Source organism: Haliscomenobacter sp. (assembly GCF_033763495.1).
GTDB lineage: Bacteria > Bacteroidota > Bacteroidia > Chitinophagales > Saprospiraceae > Haliscomenobacter.
Genome location: NZ_JANRKL010000232.1, coordinates 1 through 22,239, shown reverse-complemented (window position 1 = coordinate 22,239; position 22,239 = coordinate 1). Strand labels below are relative to the sequence as shown.

The window sequence follows — 22,239 nt, the reverse complement described above, 5'->3', positions numbered from 1 at the left end:
TCGCTTCTGAAATACAAATGGTACAGTAGAAGAATAAACGTTTTGCTTTTGATTCCTTTTCTCCCTATTTTTAGCTCAAACCAGTTAAATTAATGAACATCAACCTCTACAAAGCAGAAGGCAGCGAAACCCTGCCGGATTTCACCAGTAGCAAAGAGCTGAACGACCCAGCCAACTATATTCCCAGTCAGGAATTGATTGATGCGGTCAACATCGCCATGCTGTTGGGCCAACCTTTATTATTGACTGGAGAGCCAGGAACGGGCAAAACCCAATTGGCTTACCACCTTGCCCACTTTTTTAAGTTGGATAAACCTTTGATTTTTAATGTCCAGACCTCATCACAAGCAGCAGATTTATTTTACAAATACGATGCCCTGGGGCATTTTCAATACAACCAAAACAACAGCAAACGCCTGAGTTCCGCCGAAATAGAAGAACAATTTATCACTTACAATGCCCTAGGTCAGGCCATCCGCTCTCAAAAAAGAGAAGTGGTTTTGATTGACGAGATTGACAAAGCACCCCGGGATTTACCCAATGATATTTTGTTTGCCATTGAAAACATGCATTTTAAAGTACCGGAGATCAATCAGGAGTTTGTGTCGGATGAAAAAAACCGCCCCATCATCATCATGACCAGCAATTCTGAAAAAAACCTGCCCGATGCTTTTTTACGCCGAGTGGCCTATTTTCACATTACATTCCCTTCTCCTGATCAACTTTTGTACATTTTAAGCCGAAAAACCAACAATGTCCCGCTGCGGGATTTAAAAAAAATCATCCAATATTTCGGCAGCATCCGGGATTTGCAACTTAAAAAGCCGCCATCTACAGCGGAACTGATTTATTGGACTTTTTTGTTGTTGAAGCTAAAATTCCCCATTGGGCGACTAGGAGACCCATTAGATCCATACGAGCGAAAAGTATTGCTTTCCAGCTATGTGGTATTGACCAAAAACAAGGAAGATTTGGATCTACTCAAAAATTTACTATAATCCCAATAAATGCTGCGCGATGGCTAGATCAACGATCAATTCAATCTCCCCAATAGAACCATTCATTGCCTTGTTGGTGTCGAACTGGGAAAAAAGGGGCAACTCACCTGGAGTTGATACCTATTTGCAAATTCAGCGCGTGGTCAATACACTGACGGGTGAAATAAAACCCAGCCAGCTCAAAAACTACCTCGCCCCCATTTTGGCCCATACCCCTCAGCTTCAAAAAGATTTTTACACTTTTTTTGATCAAATGCTTGAAGTGTATGCGGCTCAACAAGAGCAGCAAGAGCTTTTGTTTCAGACCAATGCCACAGGGCAGCAGCCAAGCATTTATGGTCATTTTCCCCAAAAGATCATCCTCCAATGGCAAGGATTTTCTCGAAAAATTCAATTCCTGATTGTCCTAGGCCTAATTACTTCAATAGTTGTGCCAGTTTCCCTGGTTGCTTATTTCCAACAACTCCGTCACAATCATTTAAGGGAACAAGCAATCCTGGCTGACCCTATTTTTAGCGAACCGAGAGCAAATTCTTCCCTGCCCAATGCCTATAAAAGCCCAGCAACGAAAAAAAAACACCCAGATGGAGTGTCTACCCCGGCATCTCCATCAAATCCAAATTCGCCAAAATTAGCAGAGGATAGTTCAAGTTTTTCCGAAAAGGCCCCCATCTATTTTGAATCCACTAAAGCGGGTGGTTTGTCATTCAGTACCCAACACGCCTATTTCTCTCCGCTTAAAGGAATAATTTTGTTGGCCTTTACACTCTGCCTTATTTTTATTGGCCTGTGGTTGCGGTACAAAAATCGAAAATTTGGCTTGCAGCCCGAGCTCGACCCCAATTTGCCACATGAATGGACAATCAGGATACCCTTTTTACACCACATCCACATGGGAGAAGCCTTTAATCTGGCGGTGGTGGATCTGCGCAAGCGACACGCAAGCGAAAATCTTCGGCTGAACCTCAAACAAACGGTCAAGGCTACGGCTGAACAAGCCGGAATGGTTGATTTCAAATACAGTTCCCTCAATCAAACCAAAGACTACCTCATTTTACTTGATTTGGGTTCGACCCGCAACCAAAGAAGCAAATTGTTTAATCTCATCATCAACACGCTGGAAGAACAGGAAGTGCCCCTTAGCTTGTTTTATTACCGCGATGATCCTCGCCGGTGTTGGAATGAACAACACCCTGAGGGCATCAGTTTGCAGCATTTGCAACACAAATATAGTACGCATAAACTCATCCTCTGGGGCGACGCAGCAGCACTCATGGAGTCAAAAGGCAAAGAGATGGCCATTTTTGACCATTGGCGGCATAAAATAATCGTAAGCCCCAAAGCTGCCAAACTCTGGGGGCAAAACGAGGCCCTACTGGCCAAAAAATTCAGGATTGTTCCAGCCACGCCCAAAGGTTTGGCAGCACTGCTGGAAAATCTGGAAGCCATCGAACCCAAAAACTACCTGCTTTGGAAAGATATTCCTGAAAAAAACACCGATTCACTGGCCATTCCAAACGGGCTTGCTGCCAACGATTTAATGGCCATTCTGGAAAAAGAGTACCTCACTCCTACCCCACAAGGTCAGGATGATAATTTGTTGAAGTGGTTGGCCGCCTGTGCCATGCCGCCCGTGCTTTTTTGGGATTGGGTACAATATGCAGGTCAAATCATCGCCCAAAATCAAAACCAGCAACTCCTGACTTTGGAAAACTTGTACCAAATCAGCAAAATTGAGTGGTTCAAAGAGGGGCAAATTCCTGAATCAGCCCGCTTGATTTTACTCAATTGGTTGGAGGAAAAACACCCTTTTCTGGCCATAAAACTGCGGCATGAATGGCTCAAAGTGATGACCCTGGAAACCAATCTTCCGCCCATCAATAGCCTGACCTGGCAGGGGCACCGGATCCAGGTGATTCTAAATCAATTGCTGCAAAAAGAGCAACTCAGCGAACACCAAAAACTGGAAGCCGAACTCAACCGCCTGCTGAATGCTGATGCGCACCAGGACGCCTTGCTGATCCAATATTTACGGCAGAAAAAATCGGGTATTGACCAACTTCTTTCCGATCGTTTTCGCAAATTCATCCAAAGAAGGCAGGGAATCAGCTGGAAATGGCGGCACTGGACCTGGCAATTGGCGGGTACAGTTGCTGGTTTTTTCCTGTTGCTTTTCAGCCATTTTACAGAACCTGTACAAGTTTTTAAATTTAAAGACTACATCACAGATACCACTTTCAATTGGGACAACCGGACTTTTGCGGTTTTTGCTGGTGATGGCTCCGTTTCCTTGTGTGGTACCGAGGGTAAATGGATTGATGGAATCAGTAATGGTTTTGACAATGTGGTAGAATCGGCCTTTTCTTGGAATGGGCCGACTTTAATGGCCATTAATGACCAAAACTCAGGTTTATCCTGGGGTGTAGGTAATCATTGGGCTTGGGATTGGAAAACGCAACAAGGGTCTGTAGATGCCCCCTGGAAAGACCCACGGATTTACAATTCAGAAACTACGCGTCTTGTTACCGCAGCAAAATACCTTATGGGTTTTGGGCAAATGATCTGTGGGTACTATGGAGGAAGCAGTGCTTTAGAAACTTACGCTGGCGCTGAGTTAGCCCGTTTTACTCATCAGGACGCCATTAGAGACATAGACGCTTTGCCCGACAAAAAACTTGTCCTCACCTGTAGCAACGACAGTACCGCCAAACTTTGGTCATTTAAGGGGAAACTAATCACCACTTTATCCGGCCATCAGGACTATGTATACACTTGTTGTTTTTCGCCCGATGGGAAAAAAATTGCCACGGCAGGTCGAGATGAAACCGCCATCCTCTGGAACCTTCAAGGAAAAAGGTTACGCACCTTTAAAGGCCATCGCGGCGACATCAACGACATCGTCTTTACCCGCGATTCCAAAGCCATCATCACCGCAAGTAGCGACAACACTGCCAAAATGTGGGCATTGGATGGACATTTGATCCGCACCTTTTATGGCCACAAGGACAAAATCAGCACCTTGAGTGTTTCACCAGATGGCACCAAATTGTTGACGGGGAGCAATGACCAAACGGTGAGATTGTGGAAGTTGAAGTGAAGATGGCTTCTATACCTCTATCACACTCAGAATAGAATAGTTGAGGGTAACCATTCCGCTCCAGTTAATTCCGTTCGGAACAACTGGAGCGGAATAGTATTCCCGTTTAATAGCCGCCACGGTTACCGCCACCACCGTAGCCACCACCGCCACCGCGATTACCACCACCACCGTAGCCGCCACCACCACGATTGCCACCGCCGTAGCCACCGCCACCGCGATTACCGCCGCCACCACCGTAGCCACCGCCGCCGCGATTACCGCCACCGCCGCCACCACGATTTTCGCGATCTTCAGCTTTTTTAGCTACAATTGTACGACCATCTAGATCACTATTGTCTAGGTTCTCGATGGCATTGAGCGCTTCATCGTCATTTGGCATTTCTACAAAGCCAAATCCTTTTGAACGCCCTGTTGATTGGTCCATAATGATTTTTGCAGAATCAACAGTTCCGTATTGCTCAAACGCTTCCCGTAAATCGTCGTCTTGCGTGTCGAAGCTTAATTTTGCAACAAAAATATTCATGATTAAAGATTTAAAAGTTAACAACTCAAATAGGAGTTGTGAAGAAAATTTGTACTAAGTGCACTATAGTCGTGCGCTAAATAGGGGTTAAAGCGATGCATCTTTCTGAATACAGCTTCAACTTGATGTCTATTTGGCACGAAGGTAACGCTAATTTTATATTTCAACTGTTGGCGGCCAAGAAACGACAAGAGCGGCACCCAACTAAAGTTGAATGCCGCTCTTGGACACAGTAATCATATTGGCTTACACCATTTCCCGAGAATATTTCTTTCTCCCTCCTGGCTTTTTACCCCCATAACTATCGCCCTTTGGGGAGCCGTATTCTTTTTTTCTTGGTGGGCCTGATTTGTAGCCACCACCATTGTTGTTGCTTCTTGGGCCATTGTAGTTGCCACCACCATTGCCACCGCGGAACTCACGTTGTTCGCCACCTTCTCTGGCTGGGCGTCTTTCCCGTTCAGCGTTCAGGTTGGGGATTTCAACTGCGTTTACGTTAGGCATGGCCATTTTCACCAGGGCCATAGCCAACTGGCGGCTGTCCAAACCGTTGGTTTTGCAGAAATCGCGGGCCATGGTTTCATAAGACTCCAGATCACCTTCGGCAATCGTTTCGAGTACTTTTTCCCACAATTTGGCCTGCTGCTGCTTCGCCAAATCCTGTACGGTAGGTACATTGCGACGTTCGATGCGCACTTTGCTGAAATCTTCAATGTCGCGCAAGCGGTAACGGTCGTTGCGGCCAGTCACGAAACTGAAAGATTTACCCAATTTTCCGGCGCGACCGGTGCGGCCAATGCGGTGTACGTAGTATTCAGCGTCGTAAGGCAGGTCGTAGTTGAACACCCCGTCTACTGCGCTCACGTCGATGCCGCGGGCAGCTACATCGGTAGCAACCAGTACATTTACGGAACCAGCCCGGAAAGCAGTCAATACCGCGTTGCGTTGGTTTTGGTTCAAATCACCATGGATCGCCTTGGCACTGATGCCAAGTACATTGAGCCCTTCGGTCAGATCATCCACCGTTTTTTTCATGTTGGCGAAAACGATTACACGCTGCAAATCGTAGTATTCGATCAAACGAGCAATCACAGGTTCTTTTGCCTGAACAGGAATATCGTAGTAAATTTGATCAATCGAGGCATTGGTCAGTTCTTCCTTCACCACTTTGATGTGCACCGGGCTGTTTTGGAAACGGCGCGCGATGTCCAGGATTGGTTTGGGCATGGTCGCAGAGAACAACACCGTTTGGCGGCTTACTGGCATTTGGGCCAGGATGCTTTCGATGTCTTCGCGGAAGCCCATGTTCAACATTTCGTCGGCTTCGTCCAGTACCACCATTTCGATGGTTTCCAGGCGCAAAGTCTTGCGCTTCAAGTGATCCATCACCCGGCCAGGTGTACCAACCACTACCTGTGGGCCACTTTTCAGCTCTTTCAATTGGCGCTGGATCGAATCACCACCATAGATTGTGGAGATAAACAACCCTTTTTTGTATTTGGCCAATTTGCGCAGCTCTTCAGCTACTTGTACCGCCAATTCGCGGGTTGGACACAATACAATTGCCGCTACCTCACGCGAGCTACAATCAATGGATTCCAAAAGCGGAATACCAAAGGCAGCGGTTTTGCCCGTACCCGTTTGGGCCTGACCGATCAGGTCTTTCCCATTGAGCAATTGAGGAATGGCTTCAGATTGGATAGGCGTCGCCGTAGCAAAGCCCATGTCAGTGATCGCGCTTTGCACTTCCTGGCTCAGTGCCAGTTCAGAAAAATTCAATTGTTTCATTAAGTTGTGTTACTGTCCGGGGCGCACTATCCGTCATCTTCTAAGTTGTCGCGCGACCCATTGACATATTATGCCTGTTGAATTTGCAGGCTATTGGTAGGCTAATTGTACAGGAGACAAAAAGTTACACTAAGCCCTAAAGGCGGCGCAAAAGTACGACTATTTTTTGATTTCCAAATTTATTTTTTATTTTTTTTAGCCTAATCTAAACATTGGCTCTGCTTTCTCCATTTTGACACTCTGTCCAAAAAAGGTTGAAATTGGCTTTTTTAATGCAAATGAGTGCATCATTTTTTGTCACTTATTCACCCTTCCCAAAAAAAACCGTATCTTTGCCTACCATTTTTTTTAGCTCAAAAAGCATTTTTTAAAATCACATTTTGCATGCCTCTAGATCAGCGCATAATTCCCGTAAACATTGAAGACGAAATGAAGTCTGCCTACATCGATTATTCGATGTCGGTGATCGTTTCCCGTGCTTTGCCAGATGTTCGGGATGGCCTTAAACCCGTGCAACGCCGGGTCATGTACGGGATGTCCGAACTGGGTGTCACCTACAACAAAGCGCACAAAAAATCAGCCCGTATTGTGGGGGAAGTACTCGGTAAGTACCACCCTCACGGTGACACTTCCGTGTACGATACCATGGTGCGGATGGCCCAGGATTGGTCCTTGCGTTATCCTTTGATTGATCCCCAGGGGAACTTTGGCAACATTGACGGTGATGGCCCTGCAGCCATGCGTTACACCGAAGCCCGGATGCGCAAGATCACCGATGAAATGTTGGCAGACATTGACAAGGAAACGGTAGATTTTGCCAATAACTTCGACGACACCCTTCAGGAACCCACCGTAATGCCAACCCGTTTTCCCAACCTTTTGGTAAACGGAGCAACGGGTATTGCGGTCGGGATGGCCACCAACATGATGCCGCACAACCTGAGTGAAGTCATTGACGGGGTTATTGCAACCATTGACGATCCAGATATCAGCATTGATGACCTGATGAAGTACATCCTGGCGCCTGATTTCCCTACAGGGGGTATCATTTATGGTATGTCGGGCATTCGTGATGGTTTCCGCACCGGTCGTGGCCGGGTCGTTTTGCGGGGTAAGGTGGAGATTGAAACCACCCGTACCGGCAAGGAGCAAATCATCATTACTGAGGTACCTTATCAGGTTAATATCTCTACCCTGGAGGAAAAAATTGCCGAACTGGTCAATGAAAAGCGCATCGACGGCATTTCGGCCATTTCCAATGAATCCAACCGCGAGGGAATTCGGGTAGTCGTGGAAGTTAAACGCGACGCCATCGCCAAGGTGGTGCTCAGTCAGCTGTACAAATACACTCCACTACAAAGTTCTTACGGCATTAACAACGTAGCATTGGTTGATGGGCGTCCTTATACGCTCAACATCAAGGATATGATTGAGGAGTTCATCAAATTCCGTTTGGAAGTGGTGATTCGCCGTACTCGTTTTGACTTGCGCAAGGCAGAGGAACGTGCCCATATCCTGGAAGGTTTGTTGATTGCCCTGGATCACCTGGATGCAGTTATTGCCCTGATTCGGGCCTCACGTACGGTGGATGAAGCTAAGGATGGCCTGATGAGCAATTTTGGGCTCTCCGAAATCCAGGCCAAAGCCATCCTCGACATGCGTTTGCAGCGCCTGACTGGCTTGGAACGCGACAAGGTGCGCAACGAATACGAAGAGATCAAAAAATTGATCGATTACCTGAATTCGATCTTGGCCAGCGATGAATTGCGTCGTTCGATCATCAAGGAGGAGCTGAGCGAAATCAAGGCCAACTTTGGAGATGCCCGCCGAACGGCCATTGAAGCTGCCGACGGCGAAATCAATATGGAGGACATGATCAAGGAAGAAGAAGTGGTGATCACCATTTCCCACCTTGGTTACATCAAACGGACCCCCGTTTCTGAATTCCGCCAGCAAAGTCGGGGTGGTCGAGGCTCACGAGGCAGTAAAACCCGTGACGAAGACTTTATCGAGCACATGTTCGTGACCAATACCCACCACTACCTGTTGTTGTTTACCTCTGCAGGGCGTTGTTATTGGTTGAAAGGATACGAAATTCCCGAAGCTGCAAAAAATGCGACGGGCAGAGCGATCCAGAATATCCTGGCGATTCCTAAGGAAGATAAGGTCAAGGCCTTTATCATTATTGAAAGTTTGGTCGACAAGGAGTTTGTAGACAACCACTTCATCATGTTCTGCACCCAACAAGGGGTGATCAAAAAGACTCCTGTAGAAGCTTTCTCCCGCCCACGCGCAGGAGGCATCAACGCCATCACCATCAATGAAGGTGACCATTTATTGGAAGCCCGATTGACTGGCGGCAGCCACGAAGTATTCCTGGCTAGCCGCCGGGGTTATGCTGTGCGTTTCAATGAATCCGCCGTACGCTCCATGGGTCGTAGTGCTGCCGGGGTACGGGGTATGACCTTATCCGAAGAAGACCAGGACGCGGTAGTAGGGATGGTTTGTATCGCTCCTGACGACAAGGAATCTACCATTTTGGTGGTATCCGAAAAGGGCAACGGCAAACGTTCTGAAGTAGACGAATACCGCCTGACCAACCGGGGTGGAAAAGGGGTTAAAACCATGCAGGTTACGGATAAAACCGGGGTGTTGGTAGCCATCAAATCGGTAAAAGACGAAGATGACCTCATGATCACCAATCGCTCTGGTATCATCATTCGGATGGCGGTAAACGAAATGCGGGTAATGGGCCGCGCCACTCAAGGCGTAAGGGTCATCCGCTTGGACGACGACGACGACATCGCTGACGTAACCGTAGTCAAACATGAAAACGGCGAAGAAGGTGAAGAAGGCGAAGTGCTTGAAACCGTAGTAAGCGAATAGGTTTCAAGATTTAGGTTTCCAAGGTTCGGTAAACAAATTCTGGATTTTGGAACCCTAAACCTTGAATACCCTTAAGTTTTTGTTAAATTTCCCTACATTAGCTCAATCTATCGTTCCATCGAGGGACATTTGCGTCATAACAGTGACTTTATTCAATCAAAATCATCTTTAACATGAAAAAACAGTTTTTCCTGGCTCTGTCATTCCTACTGGTTCTATCAACGGTAAATGCACAGGACTATAAAGATGCAAAAAAAGCTTACAATACTTTCACGCTGGATGCTTTTAACAACAAGCCCAAACTGAAAGAAGCCAAAGAAGCCATCGACAAAGCTATGGGTGTTGCCGAAAACCAGGCCATTTTGGATGCCTGGGTAACCAAAGGCAAAATTTACAATGAAATTGCTTCCCAAGTGCTCCAGATTAAATCTACAGGCTTGGGTAAACTGGAAGAACTGCCACAGGCAGAAGCTCCAGCAATTGAAGCTTACACTGCTTACACCAAGGCCTTACCCTTGGTGACCAAAAAGTTTGAGACCAAAGACATCCTCGCTGGCCTGCAAGCCGCACAGGGCAATTTGGACAACTTCGGTCGCATGGCGTTTGAAGATCAGAAGTACCAACTGGCTTATGACAACTTCAACAACCTGCTGGCTTCTCACGAAGACCTGAAAAAGAATGCTACCAAAAGCATCTTGGACACCGAAGAATCTTACAACTACGCCGTTTTCCTGGCTGCTACCGCTGCATTGTTGGCAGAGAAAAATGACGTAGCCAAGCCTCTATTGGAGAAATTGTATGCGGCCAAATACGACAAAGCTGCCATCTACGAAAGTTTGTATACCATCAACGCTAAAGATGATGTCAATGCAGCTTACAAATACCTCGAAGAAGGCCGTCAGCGCTACCCTGAAGAAATTAGCTTGCTTTTCGCCGACATCAACCACCACCTGAAATTGGGTAAATTAGATGTGCTGATCGACAAGCTGAAAGCAGCTATTGCCAAAGAACCAAACAACGTTTCTTTGTATACCGTTTTGGGCAGTGTTTATGACAACCTGTACCAAAAAATGGATGCTGCTGGCGATAAAGCAAAAGGAGAGGAATACTTCAACGCAGCCCTGGACTATTACAACCAGGCTTTGGCGAAAGATCCTAAAAACGTTGATGCCGTTTACAGCGTTGGGGCCTTGTACTACAACAAAGCAGCGGTAACCACCCAAAAAATGAACACTTTGGAAAACGATTATTCCAAAGAAGGTTTGAAAAAATACAAAGAAATGAAGGACGAAGTGTTCGCTCAGTTTGAAAAGGCACTGCCTTTCTTCAAACGCGCAGAATCACTGGACCCCAACGATACCAACACCTTGATCGCTTTGAAAGAAATTCATGCGAAGAAAAACGAATTGGAAGCTTCCAAAGAGTTCAAGCGTCGCCTGGATGTGATTCAGGGCGGCGGAAAGAACGAAAAATCTTACTATCAGCAGTAAAAAAGACTTCGGAATCCTGCCTATGCCAAGGCAGGATTCCGAAAATCGCCTCCTCTTCTCTCTGATCTTCAATTTTTACTCCCCTCCTCTGCTTATTTTTTCCTACGATGCCTTTTTGGGATTATATTTGTTAAACAAGCATTTACTTGCTTATTTAGCCTAACCAAAAATGTATGGCATGAAAATCCTAAGCTTTATTCTTCTCCTTTTGTGCAATTTGGTCTTTACACCTTCTGCGTTATTCGCACAAAAAAAGGCCAAAGCAGCCGTCGCCGCAGATCCCTTCAAAGACATTGAAACGTACATCGAAAAGGCCCGCAATGACTGGCAGGTACCAGGAGTTGGACTGGCGGTAGTACGCAATGGTCAAGTCATTTACGCCAAGGGGTTTGGCTATAAAGATGTGGAGAAAAAAACGCCAGTTTCTGCCAACACGCAATTTGCAATCGGCTCTTGCACCAAGGCTTTTACTTCCTTTGGTGTATGTCAGTTGGCGCAAGAGGGCAAATTGAATTTAGGCAGCCCACTTAAGACCTACCTTCCCGATTTTAAACTTCAAGACGAATACGCAGGTGAAAAGTTGACGCCCATTGATATGCTCAGCCATGTTTCGGGCCTACCCCGCCATGATTTGGTATGGTATGGTTCAACTCGCAACCGGGAAGAGTTGTATCAAGCCATCCGATTGTTTGAACCCAATGTGAGCTTTCGGCAGCAGTGGCAGTACAACAATTTTATGTTCTTGACTGCCGGCTACCTCATCGAAAAATTATCAGGTCAACCCTGGGAGGCTTACACCAAAGCCAAAATATTGGCCCCCTTGGGCATGAAGGAAAGTAATTTTTCGGTGAAAGACATGCAAAAAAGTGCTGACTATGCCTTCCCCTATGGTTGGAAAGACAAACCTTTGGGAGGGGTTAAAAAACTGGATTTCCGGAACATCGACGCCATCGGCCCAGCAGGTTCAATCAATTCCAGCCCAAATGAAATGGCCAAATGGGTGACCATGTTGCTCCGCAAAGGCAAGTATGAAGGGCAAACCTTATTGTCACCGGAGCTGCATAAAGAACTGTTTAAACCGCGCAGCATTGTTTCTACCGAGTTAGATTCCAGTTATTACACTTTTCACAATTTATATGGTTTGGGTTGGTTCATTACCGATTACCGGGGGCACCTTCGCCATGAACACGGAGGGAACATCGACGGTTTTTCAGCCAACGTAGCACTTTATCCCCGGGATTCTTTGGGCATTATTGTGTTGACCAACATGAATGGAACGGGGCTGCCAGGAGTAGTACGCAATTATGTTGCCGACAAGCTCTTAGGTTTACCGATGGTAGATTGGAGCGACAAACAGCTGACTGCGCTCAAAAAGGCCCTTAAAGTAGGTGAAGAAGCCGCCCAAAAGGTCCAAGATAGCCGCAAAAAAGATACCAAACCCAGCCATCCCATGGCAGATTACATCGGTAAATACAAAAATGAAGCTTACGGCATTTTTGAAATCAAGGCGAGTGGAGACACTTTGACTGGAAAATTCAATGAACTTGAGCTTGGAATCAGCCACTACCATTACGATGTATTTTCTGCACAATTGGACAAAGCGAATGATCAAACCATCAATTTCGCTGTATTGAGCAATTTGCGGGGTGACGTAGAAGCATTGGAGATTGAGTTGCAGGCAGGAGTAAAACCCATCCGTTTCGAAAGGTTCAATGAGGCCTTAAAGGCGACCCAGGATGACCTGCAAAAATTTGTGGGGGAATATGATTTGATGGGTACTTCGATAAAATGCTTTCTGAAGGGCGATGTTTTATTTGTTAATGTTCCGGGGCAACCCGATTACGAACTGGTGCCAATTACACCCCTCAAATTTGACCTAAAAGTACTCAAGGGGTACCAACTTGTTTTTGCGGAGGAAAATGGTAAAGTTGTCAGTGCGACTTTTGATCAGCCGAATGGGAAGTTTACGGCGAAGCGGAAGTAGTTTTTTTTTAGCCACGAAGGCACTAAGACTCTAAGCACTTTCCATCTTTGTGTCTTGGTCCCTTTGTGGTTAAAAATTCAAAGTCTCTCCTCACCTTCCCAACCACCCTTTAAACGCCTCCACTTTTTCCCGACTAATCAACACATCCTCCTTGTCTGGTGGCTCTTTCAGCAATACTTTTAAGCGGCTATTGGTATACGAGGCCACCGATTTAATGGCCCCAATCGAGATGATGTACTTGCGGTTGATGCGGTGAAAATCTACCGGATTGAGCAGGTCTTCCAATTGCTCCAAAGTATAGTCAATCAAATATTTACGACCATTTTGGTGGCGCAACCAAACTATTTTATTTTCGCTGTACAAGTAGTCGATTTCAGCACTGTTAATGCTATGCAGGTGGTCGCCGATTTTGACCATGAAGCGGGTTTTGTAGCTCGGTTGTTGGATTTGGCTGCTCATTTGTTGCATTAGGAGACGCATCAGTTCAGCATCGGGAACTGACACAACCGATGGTGAATCAGTCTTCAACAAACGCCATTTTTCCAGGGCTTTTTGCAGATCGGCCACTTCAAAAGGTTTCAACAAATAATCAATGCTGTTGACTTTAAATGCACGAAGGGCATACTCATCATAAGCAGTGGTAAAAATAATCGGACAGGTAATTGAGCACTGCTCAAAAATGGAAAAACTCAGTCCATCCGCCAATTGGATATCGAAAAAAGCCAAATCGGGTCGGGCATTTTCGCTGAACCAACGTACCGCTTCCCGCACCGAATCCAAAATGGCCAGTACCTCCACCTCTTTTTCAATGCGTTGTAAAGCCTGGATCAATCCTTCCACGGCCAGTTCTTCGTCTTCAACAATCACTACTCTCATGCGGGGACCAAGGGGATTTTAACGGTGAAAAAACCAGCTTCCTTCGTGGTAATTACTGGGTGATCACTCAAAAACTTGTAGCGCGCACTGATGTTCTCCAAGCCAACACCCGTGGATTCGCCCACGTTCAGCTTGGCTTGTAATTTGTTCTGTACCACTACATAGTCATCATTTTCTAAGTGGACTTCAATCGATAATGGATTGGATTTGGAAGCTTCATTGTGTTTCAAGGCGTTTTCAACCAGCATTTGTAAAGTCAGTGGTGCCAGATTTTTACCTTCCAATTGGCTCAATGCCGGATCAATCTCAATCTTCAAACTCTCTCCAAAGCGAATTTTCATCAAAAACACGTAGGCTTCCAGCTGTTTCAGCTCTTCTTCCAGAGAGACTACTTCCTTTTCTCGGCTGTCGAGTACGTAGCGGTACACATTGGCCAATTGTTTGATGAAACGTTCGGCCAAGTCAGCATCTTTGTGCACCAAAGTAGCCAGCACATTGAAGTTGTTGAATAAAAAATGGGGATTGACCTGGTTCTTGAGGGTTTCGTAACGGGCTGCCATTTGTTCCTTTTTCAACTGTTCCGCCTCGATCAGCGTTTCTTTCCAGGCCAGCAAAAAACCTCGACCGTGCATAAAAGCAGAGACCAGGACGGTGATGATCAGCGTAACAAAAAAGGATCCATGGGCAATCTCTCGTTTGAGCCCATTCCAAGTGAGCACCCATGGATAAAGCACACTGGATAGCCACACCAAGATAAGCCAGGCCAGAAATGTATAAATGAGGGTAGCCAATACGGTGACAATCAAGCGGGTTATGGAGTTTTTAGTCCAGGGGAAATGAATGCTCAGAACATCGGCCAAATAGGAATTTCCACTCCACATCAACACACTTCCTGTTCCATTCATAATCCATTGCCTTAAAAAACTCCACAGGTTTTTTTCATCGTCAAAAAACAAATCCAGGCCAGCAAGGAGGCCGCCAAGGATGAGAAAGACAAGGATGAATTCTTTGAGGTATTTCACTTGTTAAAGTTGAGGAAAGTTGAGGAAGGTTGAGGAAGGTTGAGGCTACCGCAGCGACATGCACACTTCACACGCACACATCACACTCAAACACATTCTTGCGGTAGCCTCAACCTTCCTCAACCCTCTCAACCTTCTAAACCAATTTTCTATTTCACCTTCTCCGCCAGCTCCCCAGCCTCTTCCGCACCCCAGGTCGGATGAAATGGAGAAGCTGGTTTAAAGGCGTCATAGGCGGCTACTGCTTTTTGTAAATCGGGCGAAGCCTTGGCAGCACCACCACCAAAAAACTCGGGCATATTGAGGGTGAAGTTGCCCCGAAGATAATAAACTCTGGGGTTGGCAGGGTTTAAAGATTCGGCTTTCCCTAGAGTAGCAAAAATTTTCCCACTCATTTCGGCTCCTTTGGTCATGGGATCTTCTAATAGTTGGAGCTGATAGGCAAAGGCTTCCAAAGCAACCAATTCTGACTCGCTTGGAGCGATTTTTTGGCCAGCCTGGATTTCACTCAGCGCAGTTTTAGCCAAAGCCTGTGCTTCGGCCATGTTGCTTTCCATGATGCGGTACCCAGCCCATAGGTGGGTAAGTGCTGCGTAGTATTGGGGCAACCACTCGCCTGCTTCGGCATTGGCAATGCGGGAAAAGGTATTGGCAGTGTTTTTCAAATCTTCAGGCCCTTTGGCTGCCGACATCTGGGCAAATGCCTTGCCCATGGCCATTTGGAATTTTTCATTTTGGCCGTGTGCATTCAAGGCAAACCAGCAAAAAGCAAAGATAAAAACTGCAAGATTTTTCATAATTCAATTCCTTTTTTTTGTTTTGAAACATTTTATGTACACAATCAAGTGTATTCAGATATCATCATTGTTCCCCTGATTTTTCACGAATTTCTCTCCTATCGTCATGATTAATCCGAGGAAAATGAAGCGTTTAGCCGGAGGTAAAATTGGGCTGCCCTGGAAATAACCTTCAGCATTGGGGCTGCTAGGAAATCGATAGCCAGATACCTGCCGAAAACCAGGAACATTGTTGGCAGCCAGGTAAATCACGGTGAAATTGTCCTTGAAGTTGGTGATGTAAGACAAAGTCACGCTCAAGTCCTGAAATATTGGTGTACGACTGCCGTTGAAGACCGAACTATTCGGGTCATTGTAAGGTCGCCCCGATTGGAAGGCGTAAGTAGTACTCAACATGGTGTTCAGCTCATGGATCCAATGTTTGTACACCACAGCAAAATTGTGCTTGGCAGCAAAATAGGGCATAGCCTGTACCGGGAAGTCCCGGTAATTGCGCTCCGTATCCAAAAAGCTGTACGACACATAATAATCGCCGTTTTTGATGCTTTTGGAATCACGCCAAAACAGGTCGATGCCCCGGGCATAGCCATAACCCGTGTTTTGAGGCAGTTCCGCAGTTGTTTTGAGCAGCTTGTGGTAGTTTTTGTAGTAGCCTTCCACCCGAAACACATAGCCTTCCACCTGCTTTTGATAAGTTAAAATGTAGTGGTCGGCCTGTTCAAATCCTACCGCGGTGCTGCGGCGCATTTGAGCGTGCTCTGGGGTTTGGTAAAACTGTCCGAAAGAAAAGGCTAGCTGTTCCCCCTTGCCCAAAATGTAAGCAGTGGACAAACGTGGTGCCACATTCCCACGCCCCAGCAGGCTGGAATGTTCAGCCCGAACGCCTACTCTGGCCAGCCATTTTCCGCTGAATTTGAGGTCGGCTTCGGCAAAAGTTGCCAGGTAATTGTCCTTGTGTAGGGTTTTGAAGGTTTCGCCTGAGGTATAATTTTCATCAAAAACGCTCCAGATGTGTTCGGCGCCAAATTTGAGTTTAACCGCTTCGCTATAGGATTTGGTCAAAGTGAAACGGGTTTGCGCCGATTGTTGCAGGGTATTGAGCTCGAAGTTCTGGCGGATTTTATCGCGATTCCAGGTATAGGCACTGCCAACAAAGAGGGCCCAATCTTTAAATACCACATCGCGATAGGAGGTATTGAGGTACAGGTTTTCGCCGCTCAATTTGAGAGGCATTTTTTGCTTCTCGTCACCATCCACGGCCACATTCATGTTGAATCCATTGCTCAGGCCGGTAGCGTAAAATTTGAAGATACCCGTTGAACTGGTTTTGGTTTTAAAATTGAGTTCGACATTACCCGATTCGGGTGCCTGTTTCCATTCAAAATTCTGTTTGATCAGTTTAAAATAAGGGCTGAGGTTACTGTAGGTGCCGCTAGCGCTCAAAGAGCTTTTGCCCCAGCTTTTTTGTTGGGACAGGCCGCCGCCCACCGAGAGCAGTTGAATCCCGGTGGTGTTTTGCGTTGCTACATCGCTGCTGTTCAAAATCAGAGCCGAAGACAAAGCCTGGCCGTATTCCGCCGAATAGCCGCCAGAACTGAACATCATGCCCTTGAACATAAAGGGTGAAAAACGATTGCGGGCAGGCAGGTTTCCAGTCGTACTGTTGTAGGCGTTTTGCACGTACAGGCCGTCGATCAGGGTGCGGGTTTCGTAAGCTGAGCCGCCCCGTACCAAGAGTTGCCCACTTTCCTGGTTGCGCACAGTGCCCGGCAGGGTCAACATCGCCCCAGTGATGTCGGCTACTGCACCCGCGGTCAGGGCGATATCGACCGATTTGAGGACGACACTTTTTTTGGTATCGCTGGCTTCAAATACGCCTGCTACGATGGTTACCGCATTGAGTTCGTTGACAGTTTCTTTGAGCTTGAGGTTGAACTCCAGATTTTGGCCATTCAAGTCCAGTGGCATACTGAGGGTATCAAAACCAATGTAGGTGATTTGTAATACCCGTTTCCCTTTTTCCTCGGTGCTGAAGCTGAATTGGCCGTCGAGATCGGAAGAAGCGCCATCGTAAGTGCCCAGTAGGACAATGTTGGCACCGATAATGCTTTCTCCCGTGCTGCTTTTAACGGAGCCCTTGATGGTAATGCTTTGAGCATGTGCCAACAAACAAAATAGACCAAATACAACACTGAGTAATCCCTTTTTCATGGCAGTAGGTTCAACGAGCTTGGGTTGAACGCTACAAAGGTGCGGGGTGAGTTGGTCTCTTGAAAAAATAGTGAACTGAAGTGTAGAAGGAGAATGCTGAGCTGTGGGAACTTGGGAGTGAAGTACAATTAAAAACCATCATTTGAGCGCAGGACGAGATCGGAGCAACGCACCGTAGAGACGCACGGCGGAGCGTCTTTAAAAACCGAGGCAATGCGACAGAGACGCACGGCCGTGCGTCTCTACAATCCGGCATATCATTTTGGCAACCACCGTTTCTGAAAAACAAAAAACAGCCCCCCTCCTACTCCATACATCACCACATCGCAAACATCAGCTGTATAACGTTGAAAAAACAGGGGAAGTACGCATTCAAAAACCAAACTCACATATAAAGTCGCAACCAAAACCATCGCCCCACTCAGGTACAAGCCTTCCTCTGCCCTGAGCCAACGCATAATCAACGCTGCACAGGAAAGCAATAATGGCATACACAACAAATCGGCAAAATAATGGCTAAAAAACGGGGGCACCGGCACCTGGCCAAATTTCAAAACCAGGTGCACAACATAGAAAGCCAGCAAAAAACTCAAAAAGGGATAAGGCCGCAACATACCCGCCCTGATTATCCCGGAGCAAGTGCTACCAAGGCAATCAAAGCAGTAACTCCAATCAAAAAAATCCACCAGGCGGAGTTCAGGATAGTAAATTTAACCTTGTCAATTGGTGCGTCCGATTCCCTCAGTCGCTTCAGGTAATTGTTAAATTGAGTCAATGGGCGCTGCTGTTCTTCCTCGCGCAGTTTTTCGCGCGCTTGCTCCATTTTTAATTCGTGGCTGAGCACCTCGTTGCAGTTGCTGCAATAGTCCCGATCTTCATTCCAGGTCTGGCATTCGGGGCATTTGATCCGTCTGGACATGGCTATTTGTTTGGTATTAGGTGTAAATGGTGGGTCAATAAGAAAAGGCATTTTTAACTTTCCCTTTTTCCACCTTGCGTTGTTCATTGTTGTTGGTGATGTCAAACTCCTGCTTTTTCACCAGCAACTTCCACCAAAGCAATGCTGGAATCAACTCACCAGAATGGCTTTCCAAACGATACATCAGTTCCACGTTGGGCATCTCCTTGCCATTCAGCAACCTGCTGAGTCGACTTACATGAATGCCCAGGTCTTCAGCAAATTGTTTGCTGGTTTTGTGAAAAATATGGACGTAACGCGACAAATAATGGGCGAAGTTTTTTCCGGGATCAAAAGGCGAGTCCATCAGATAATCCTCCAATTGAAAGCGAAGTTGCAATAAATCTGCATATATTTTCTGCTCACTCGTCATTTGAGCTAGCCGTTCAAAACGGATTTTGCGCAGCGCTTCGTCGTTTTCCTTTTTTTCTGCTTCAGTGAGGTCGGCAGAGATAAGGGTGGACTCGGCAATCTCCTGATCGGTCAGGGTTTTACGCATTTCTTGATAGTGATGTTCGTAGCTCATGACAATAAGTATTTTTTGATCAAATTCATTGACGCTTCCCCGTCTATCGCCAGGTTACGGCCGTACTGGGAGAATCCATATTGCTGGACGTAGTAGTCGATCAATCTGGTTTTGGGTGTTAATGAAACAAATCCATTGTAGCCTTGGTTGAAGGCGATTCGGGTGGCAAAAGCGATGAGGCACCCGGGAATGCCTTCTAGTTTTTTTTCCCTTCCTTGATGTTTTTTAGCGGATTCAATCAGGTTAAGGTGAATTCGCAGTTCATATGGGACATCAATTAGGGACATTAAACCAAGGATTTCTTCTTCATCGTTCAGGGTAAGTTTATAAATCTGATATATTTTTTCTTTGGTCCAATCAAAATCAAACTGACCGCTGTTTGCTATAGCTTCATAGTCATCAGCATCCAGTGGTAAAATCTGTGCCTCATGAGATTCTTGGGTTATAGGATTGATCAGTTTCATTGCCTAAAAGTATTGACAAATTTAAGCAATTATTTTGATAAATACTGCATTTTCCAGAGCTAAGCATGAAGATTTAGACGACGGTATTATTTTAGCCATCATTGAAAAACGCCAGAATTAGAAAAATAGCCAACAAACGCTAACTTTGTCAAAATCATCTTATCCGCCAGCAAATAGTCAAACAAACTTACAACCACCCCACCATTTCAACAACCAAACCATTCTTCCATCATGCGCATGATCCTGAGCATTGGCTACCTGTTGCTGGCCAGCGTACTTTTCGCCCAAAAAGCGCCCGAATTCTTGAGCGTCCACAATGCCCGCTGGGTGGATAGCACCTTACAAACCATGACTTTAGACCAAAAAATCGGTCAATTGTTCATGCCCCGTGGCAATACCAGCGGTCGGGGGTATGACCCTCAAAAGTTGATGAATTGGGTCAAAGAATACCACCTGGGCGGCATCGTATTTTTTGCCGGGCAACCCAGCGTACAAGCCCGCATTACCAACGAGCTCCAAGCCATTTCAAAAATCCCCCTGCTCATCGGCGAAGACCTGGAATGGGGCCTGGCCATGCGACTGGATAGCACCGTGCGTTTTCCTTACCAAATGACCTTGGGCGCAATGGAGTACAACGAAGGACTCGTCGAAGCTATGGGTCGCGAAATTGGTCGCCAGTGCAAACGGATGGGTGTCCACGTCAACTACGCGCCAGTAGTGGACATCAACAACAACCCTAACAACCCGGTCATCAATTTCCGCTCCTTCGGCGAGGACAAATACAACGTCACCCGCAAGGCCCTCGCCTATATGCGCGGCATGCAAAGCCAACGCATTTTGGCCAGCGCCAAACACTTCCCTGGCCACGGCGATACCGGAGTGGACTCCCACTACGACTTGCCCCTGATCAGCAAAAACAAACAACAATTGCAGGAGTTGGAGCTTTACCCTTACCGGGAGTTGATCAACAACGGCCTTTCCGGCGTCATGACCGCCCACTTGAGTATTCCAGCGCTAGATTCCACCAAAAACCTGGCCTCTACCCTCTCCTCCCGCATCGTAACGGACTTGCTGCGCAAAGACCTCGGCTTCCAGGGTCTGGTATTCACCGATGCCATGGACATGCAGGGCGCGGTGAAGTATTACCCCAATGGGGAGGCGCTGGTCAAAGCGGTATTGGCAGGCAATGAATTGATCGAAACTTTTGAAGATGTGCCCAATGCCTTTAAAGCCATCAAAAAAGCCATTGCTGATGGTTTGTTGAAAGAAGCAGACTTAAACAAACGGGTGCGCCGCATCCTGATGGCCAAATCCTGGGTGGGGCTCGACAAATACCAACCCATCCAACTCAAAAACCTGATTCAGGACCTGAATACCATCGAATCGGATCTGTTGAACCGGCAAATGGCCGAGGCAGCCCTGACTTTGATCAAAAATCAAAACGAGGCCCTACCCATTCGCGATTTGACCCAAAAAATTGCAGTGGTTTCCATCGATGCCAACCAAACCACGGCTTTCCAAAAAATGGCCAGCAATTACACCAATGTTGACCATTTTTTGATTCCCATCAATGCGAATGATACCAGCATTTTGAACGTGCAAAAAGCGACCCAAAACCACGATGTCCTGGTGATTGGGGTGCACCTGCAAAACATTCGCCCGGGGGCAAAATACGGCATTACCGAAAGCAATCTCAAAGCCTTGAACGTTTTGTGCGGGAGCGGCAAGGGTATTGTGGTACTTTTTGGCAATCCTTATACTTTGGATAAAATCCCGGCTTTGGACAACGCCAAAGCGGTGATCATGGCCTATCAGTTCACCAATTACCTGGAAGAAGCGGCGGCACAGGCTGTGTTTGGAGCCATCCCAATCAAGGGTAAATTGCCTGTGACGGTCAACGAAAAATTCCCCCTGGCCATGGGCCTTGCCACTCAGTCCATTGGCCGTTTGTCTTACGGCATCCCGGAAATGGTTGGGATCAGCAGCAAGGAACTGATTGGCCGTGTTGATTCGATTATTAACCTGGGGCTTCGTGAAAAGGCTTATCCCGGCGCAGTGGTCCAAATTGCCAAAGAGGGCCGGGTCATTTACCAAAAAAATTACGGCTTCCATACTTACGAAGACGCCACCAAAGCCCGCAGTACCATCACCCAGGGCATCAGTTTCCAGGCCAGCAACAAAAACGATGTGATGGACGAAAAGGTGGTGCTCAACAACAATATGGGTTCCATCCTCTCCAATGGCAAAGGGGCCAGCAATGGGGCCGTACAGCTCAATGACCTTTACGACCTGGCCTCCGTCACCAAAATCAGTACCTCCGCCTTGGCAGTTATGGAACTGATGAGCGCTGGCAAATTTGACCTGGACAAAACTTTTGCAGATTATTACCCCGAATTTGCCAACTCCAACAAGGCCAACTTGACCTTCCGCAATATGTTGACCCACCGGGCGGGGCTCCGTGCCTTTATTCCTTTTTGGACCTCCGACATTGATTCGGTGCAAACGGTCAAAAATAGCCAGGCCTACCGGGACAAATATGCAGCACAACTGCGCCTGAATTTCTTCCAACGCCTATTTGGAGGCAAAAAGAAACTGGATCGAAAAATTCTCACGGCC

The 22,239-nt window shown here is 46.8% G+C and carries 16 protein-coding genes; 6 read left to right on the top strand and 10 right to left on the bottom strand.

Going from position 1 to position 22,239, the window contains the following annotated elements:
• Positions 1 to 92: 92 nt before the first annotated feature.
• On the top strand, positions 93 to 998 hold the full coding sequence (locus tag SFV55_RS27480; protein ID WP_320032797.1) for a MoxR family ATPase: 906 nt from the start codon (positions 93 to 95) through the stop codon (positions 996 to 998).
• Between the two features lie 19 nt (positions 999 to 1,017).
• Positions 1,018 to 4,095, top strand: coding sequence for a hypothetical protein (locus SFV55_RS27475; RefSeq protein WP_320032796.1), 3,078 nt, complete (start codon positions 1,018 to 1,020; stop codon positions 4,093 to 4,095).
• Between the two features lie 106 nt (positions 4,096 to 4,201).
• Here the strand turns inward: SFV55_RS27475 and SFV55_RS27470 are convergent, their stop codons facing one another.
• Together SFV55_RS27470 and SFV55_RS27465 are read right to left on the bottom strand one after the other, a co-directional pair.
• Complete coding sequence (locus SFV55_RS27470) at positions 4,202 to 4,621, bottom strand: RNA-binding protein (RefSeq protein WP_320032795.1); 420 nt, start codon at positions 4,619 to 4,621, stop codon at positions 4,202 to 4,204.
• Positions 4,622 to 4,867: 246 nt separating this feature from the next.
• Positions 4,868 to 6,409 carry a DEAD/DEAH box helicase gene (locus tag SFV55_RS27465; RefSeq protein ID WP_320032794.1) on the bottom strand — a complete coding sequence of 514 codons (1,542 nt, stop codon included), beginning with the start codon at positions 6,407 to 6,409 and terminating at the stop codon, positions 4,868 to 4,870.
• 384 nt (positions 6,410 to 6,793) lie between these two features.
• Between SFV55_RS27465 and gyrA the strand changes: the two genes are divergently transcribed.
• The 3 genes from gyrA to SFV55_RS27450 all read left to right on the top strand — a co-directional run bounded on the left by gyrA (position 6,794) and on the right by SFV55_RS27450 (position 12,769).
• The gene (gene gyrA / locus SFV55_RS27460) at positions 6,794 to 9,295 is read left to right on the top strand and encodes a DNA gyrase subunit A (RefSeq protein ID WP_320032793.1); all 2,502 of its coding nucleotides are present in this window, start codon (positions 6,794 to 6,796) and stop codon (positions 9,293 to 9,295) included.
• Positions 9,296 to 9,468: 173 nt separating this feature from the next.
• The gene (locus SFV55_RS27455) at positions 9,469 to 10,785 is read left to right on the top strand and encodes a hypothetical protein (RefSeq protein ID WP_320032792.1); all 1,317 of its coding nucleotides are present in this window, start codon (positions 9,469 to 9,471) and stop codon (positions 10,783 to 10,785) included.
• 178 nt (positions 10,786 to 10,963) lie between these two features.
• Complete coding sequence (locus SFV55_RS27450; RefSeq protein WP_320032791.1) at positions 10,964 to 12,769, top strand: serine hydrolase; 1,806 nt, start codon at positions 10,964 to 10,966, stop codon at positions 12,767 to 12,769.
• A 90-nt stretch (positions 12,770 to 12,859) separates the two neighbouring features.
• Here SFV55_RS27450 and SFV55_RS27445 read toward each other — a convergent pair whose 3' ends face one another.
• From SFV55_RS27445 to SFV55_RS27410, 8 genes are all read right to left on the bottom strand, one after another.
• Positions 12,860 to 13,645 (bottom strand): LytTR family DNA-binding domain-containing protein, encoded by a 786-nt coding sequence (locus SFV55_RS27445; protein WP_320032790.1) that lies wholly within the window; start codon positions 13,643 to 13,645, stop codon positions 12,860 to 12,862.
• Positions 13,642 to 14,667 (bottom strand): sensor histidine kinase, encoded by a 1,026-nt coding sequence (locus SFV55_RS27440; protein WP_320032789.1) that lies wholly within the window; start codon positions 14,665 to 14,667, stop codon positions 13,642 to 13,644. The genes SFV55_RS27445 and SFV55_RS27440 overlap by 4 nt, the downstream gene beginning before the upstream one ends.
• A 149-nt stretch (positions 14,668 to 14,816) precedes the next feature.
• Entirely contained in the window at positions 14,817 to 15,464 is a 648-nt protein-coding gene (locus SFV55_RS27435) for a hypothetical protein (RefSeq protein WP_320032788.1), read from the bottom strand.
• Positions 15,465 to 15,518: 54 nt separating this feature from the next.
• Positions 15,519 to 17,675, bottom strand: a complete 2,157-nt coding sequence (locus SFV55_RS27430) for a TonB-dependent receptor (RefSeq protein ID WP_320032787.1) — start codon at positions 17,673 to 17,675, stop codon at positions 15,519 to 15,521.
• Positions 17,676 to 17,932: 257 nt separating this feature from the next.
• Entirely contained in the window at positions 17,933 to 18,289 is a 357-nt protein-coding gene (locus tag SFV55_RS27425; RefSeq protein WP_320032786.1) for a hypothetical protein, read from the bottom strand.
• A gap of 11 nt (positions 18,290 to 18,300) precedes the next feature.
• Positions 18,301 to 18,594 (bottom strand): hypothetical protein, encoded by a 294-nt coding sequence (locus tag SFV55_RS27420; protein WP_320032785.1) that lies wholly within the window; start codon positions 18,592 to 18,594, stop codon positions 18,301 to 18,303.
• A gap of 34 nt (positions 18,595 to 18,628) precedes the next feature.
• On the bottom strand, positions 18,629 to 19,159 hold the full coding sequence (locus SFV55_RS27415; protein ID WP_320032784.1) for a helix-turn-helix transcriptional regulator: 531 nt from the start codon (positions 19,157 to 19,159) through the stop codon (positions 18,629 to 18,631).
• The gene (locus tag SFV55_RS27410; protein ID WP_320032783.1) at positions 19,156 to 19,623 is read right to left on the bottom strand and encodes a hypothetical protein; all 468 of its coding nucleotides are present in this window, start codon (positions 19,621 to 19,623) and stop codon (positions 19,156 to 19,158) included. Before SFV55_RS27410 ends, SFV55_RS27415 begins: the two co-directional genes overlap by 4 nt.
• A gap of 231 nt (positions 19,624 to 19,854) precedes the next feature.
• Between SFV55_RS27410 and SFV55_RS27405 the strand changes: the two genes are divergently transcribed.
• The coding region (locus SFV55_RS27405; RefSeq protein ID WP_320032782.1) for a glycoside hydrolase family 3 N-terminal domain-containing protein at positions 19,855 to 22,239 on the top strand (2,385 nt) is incomplete at its 3' end.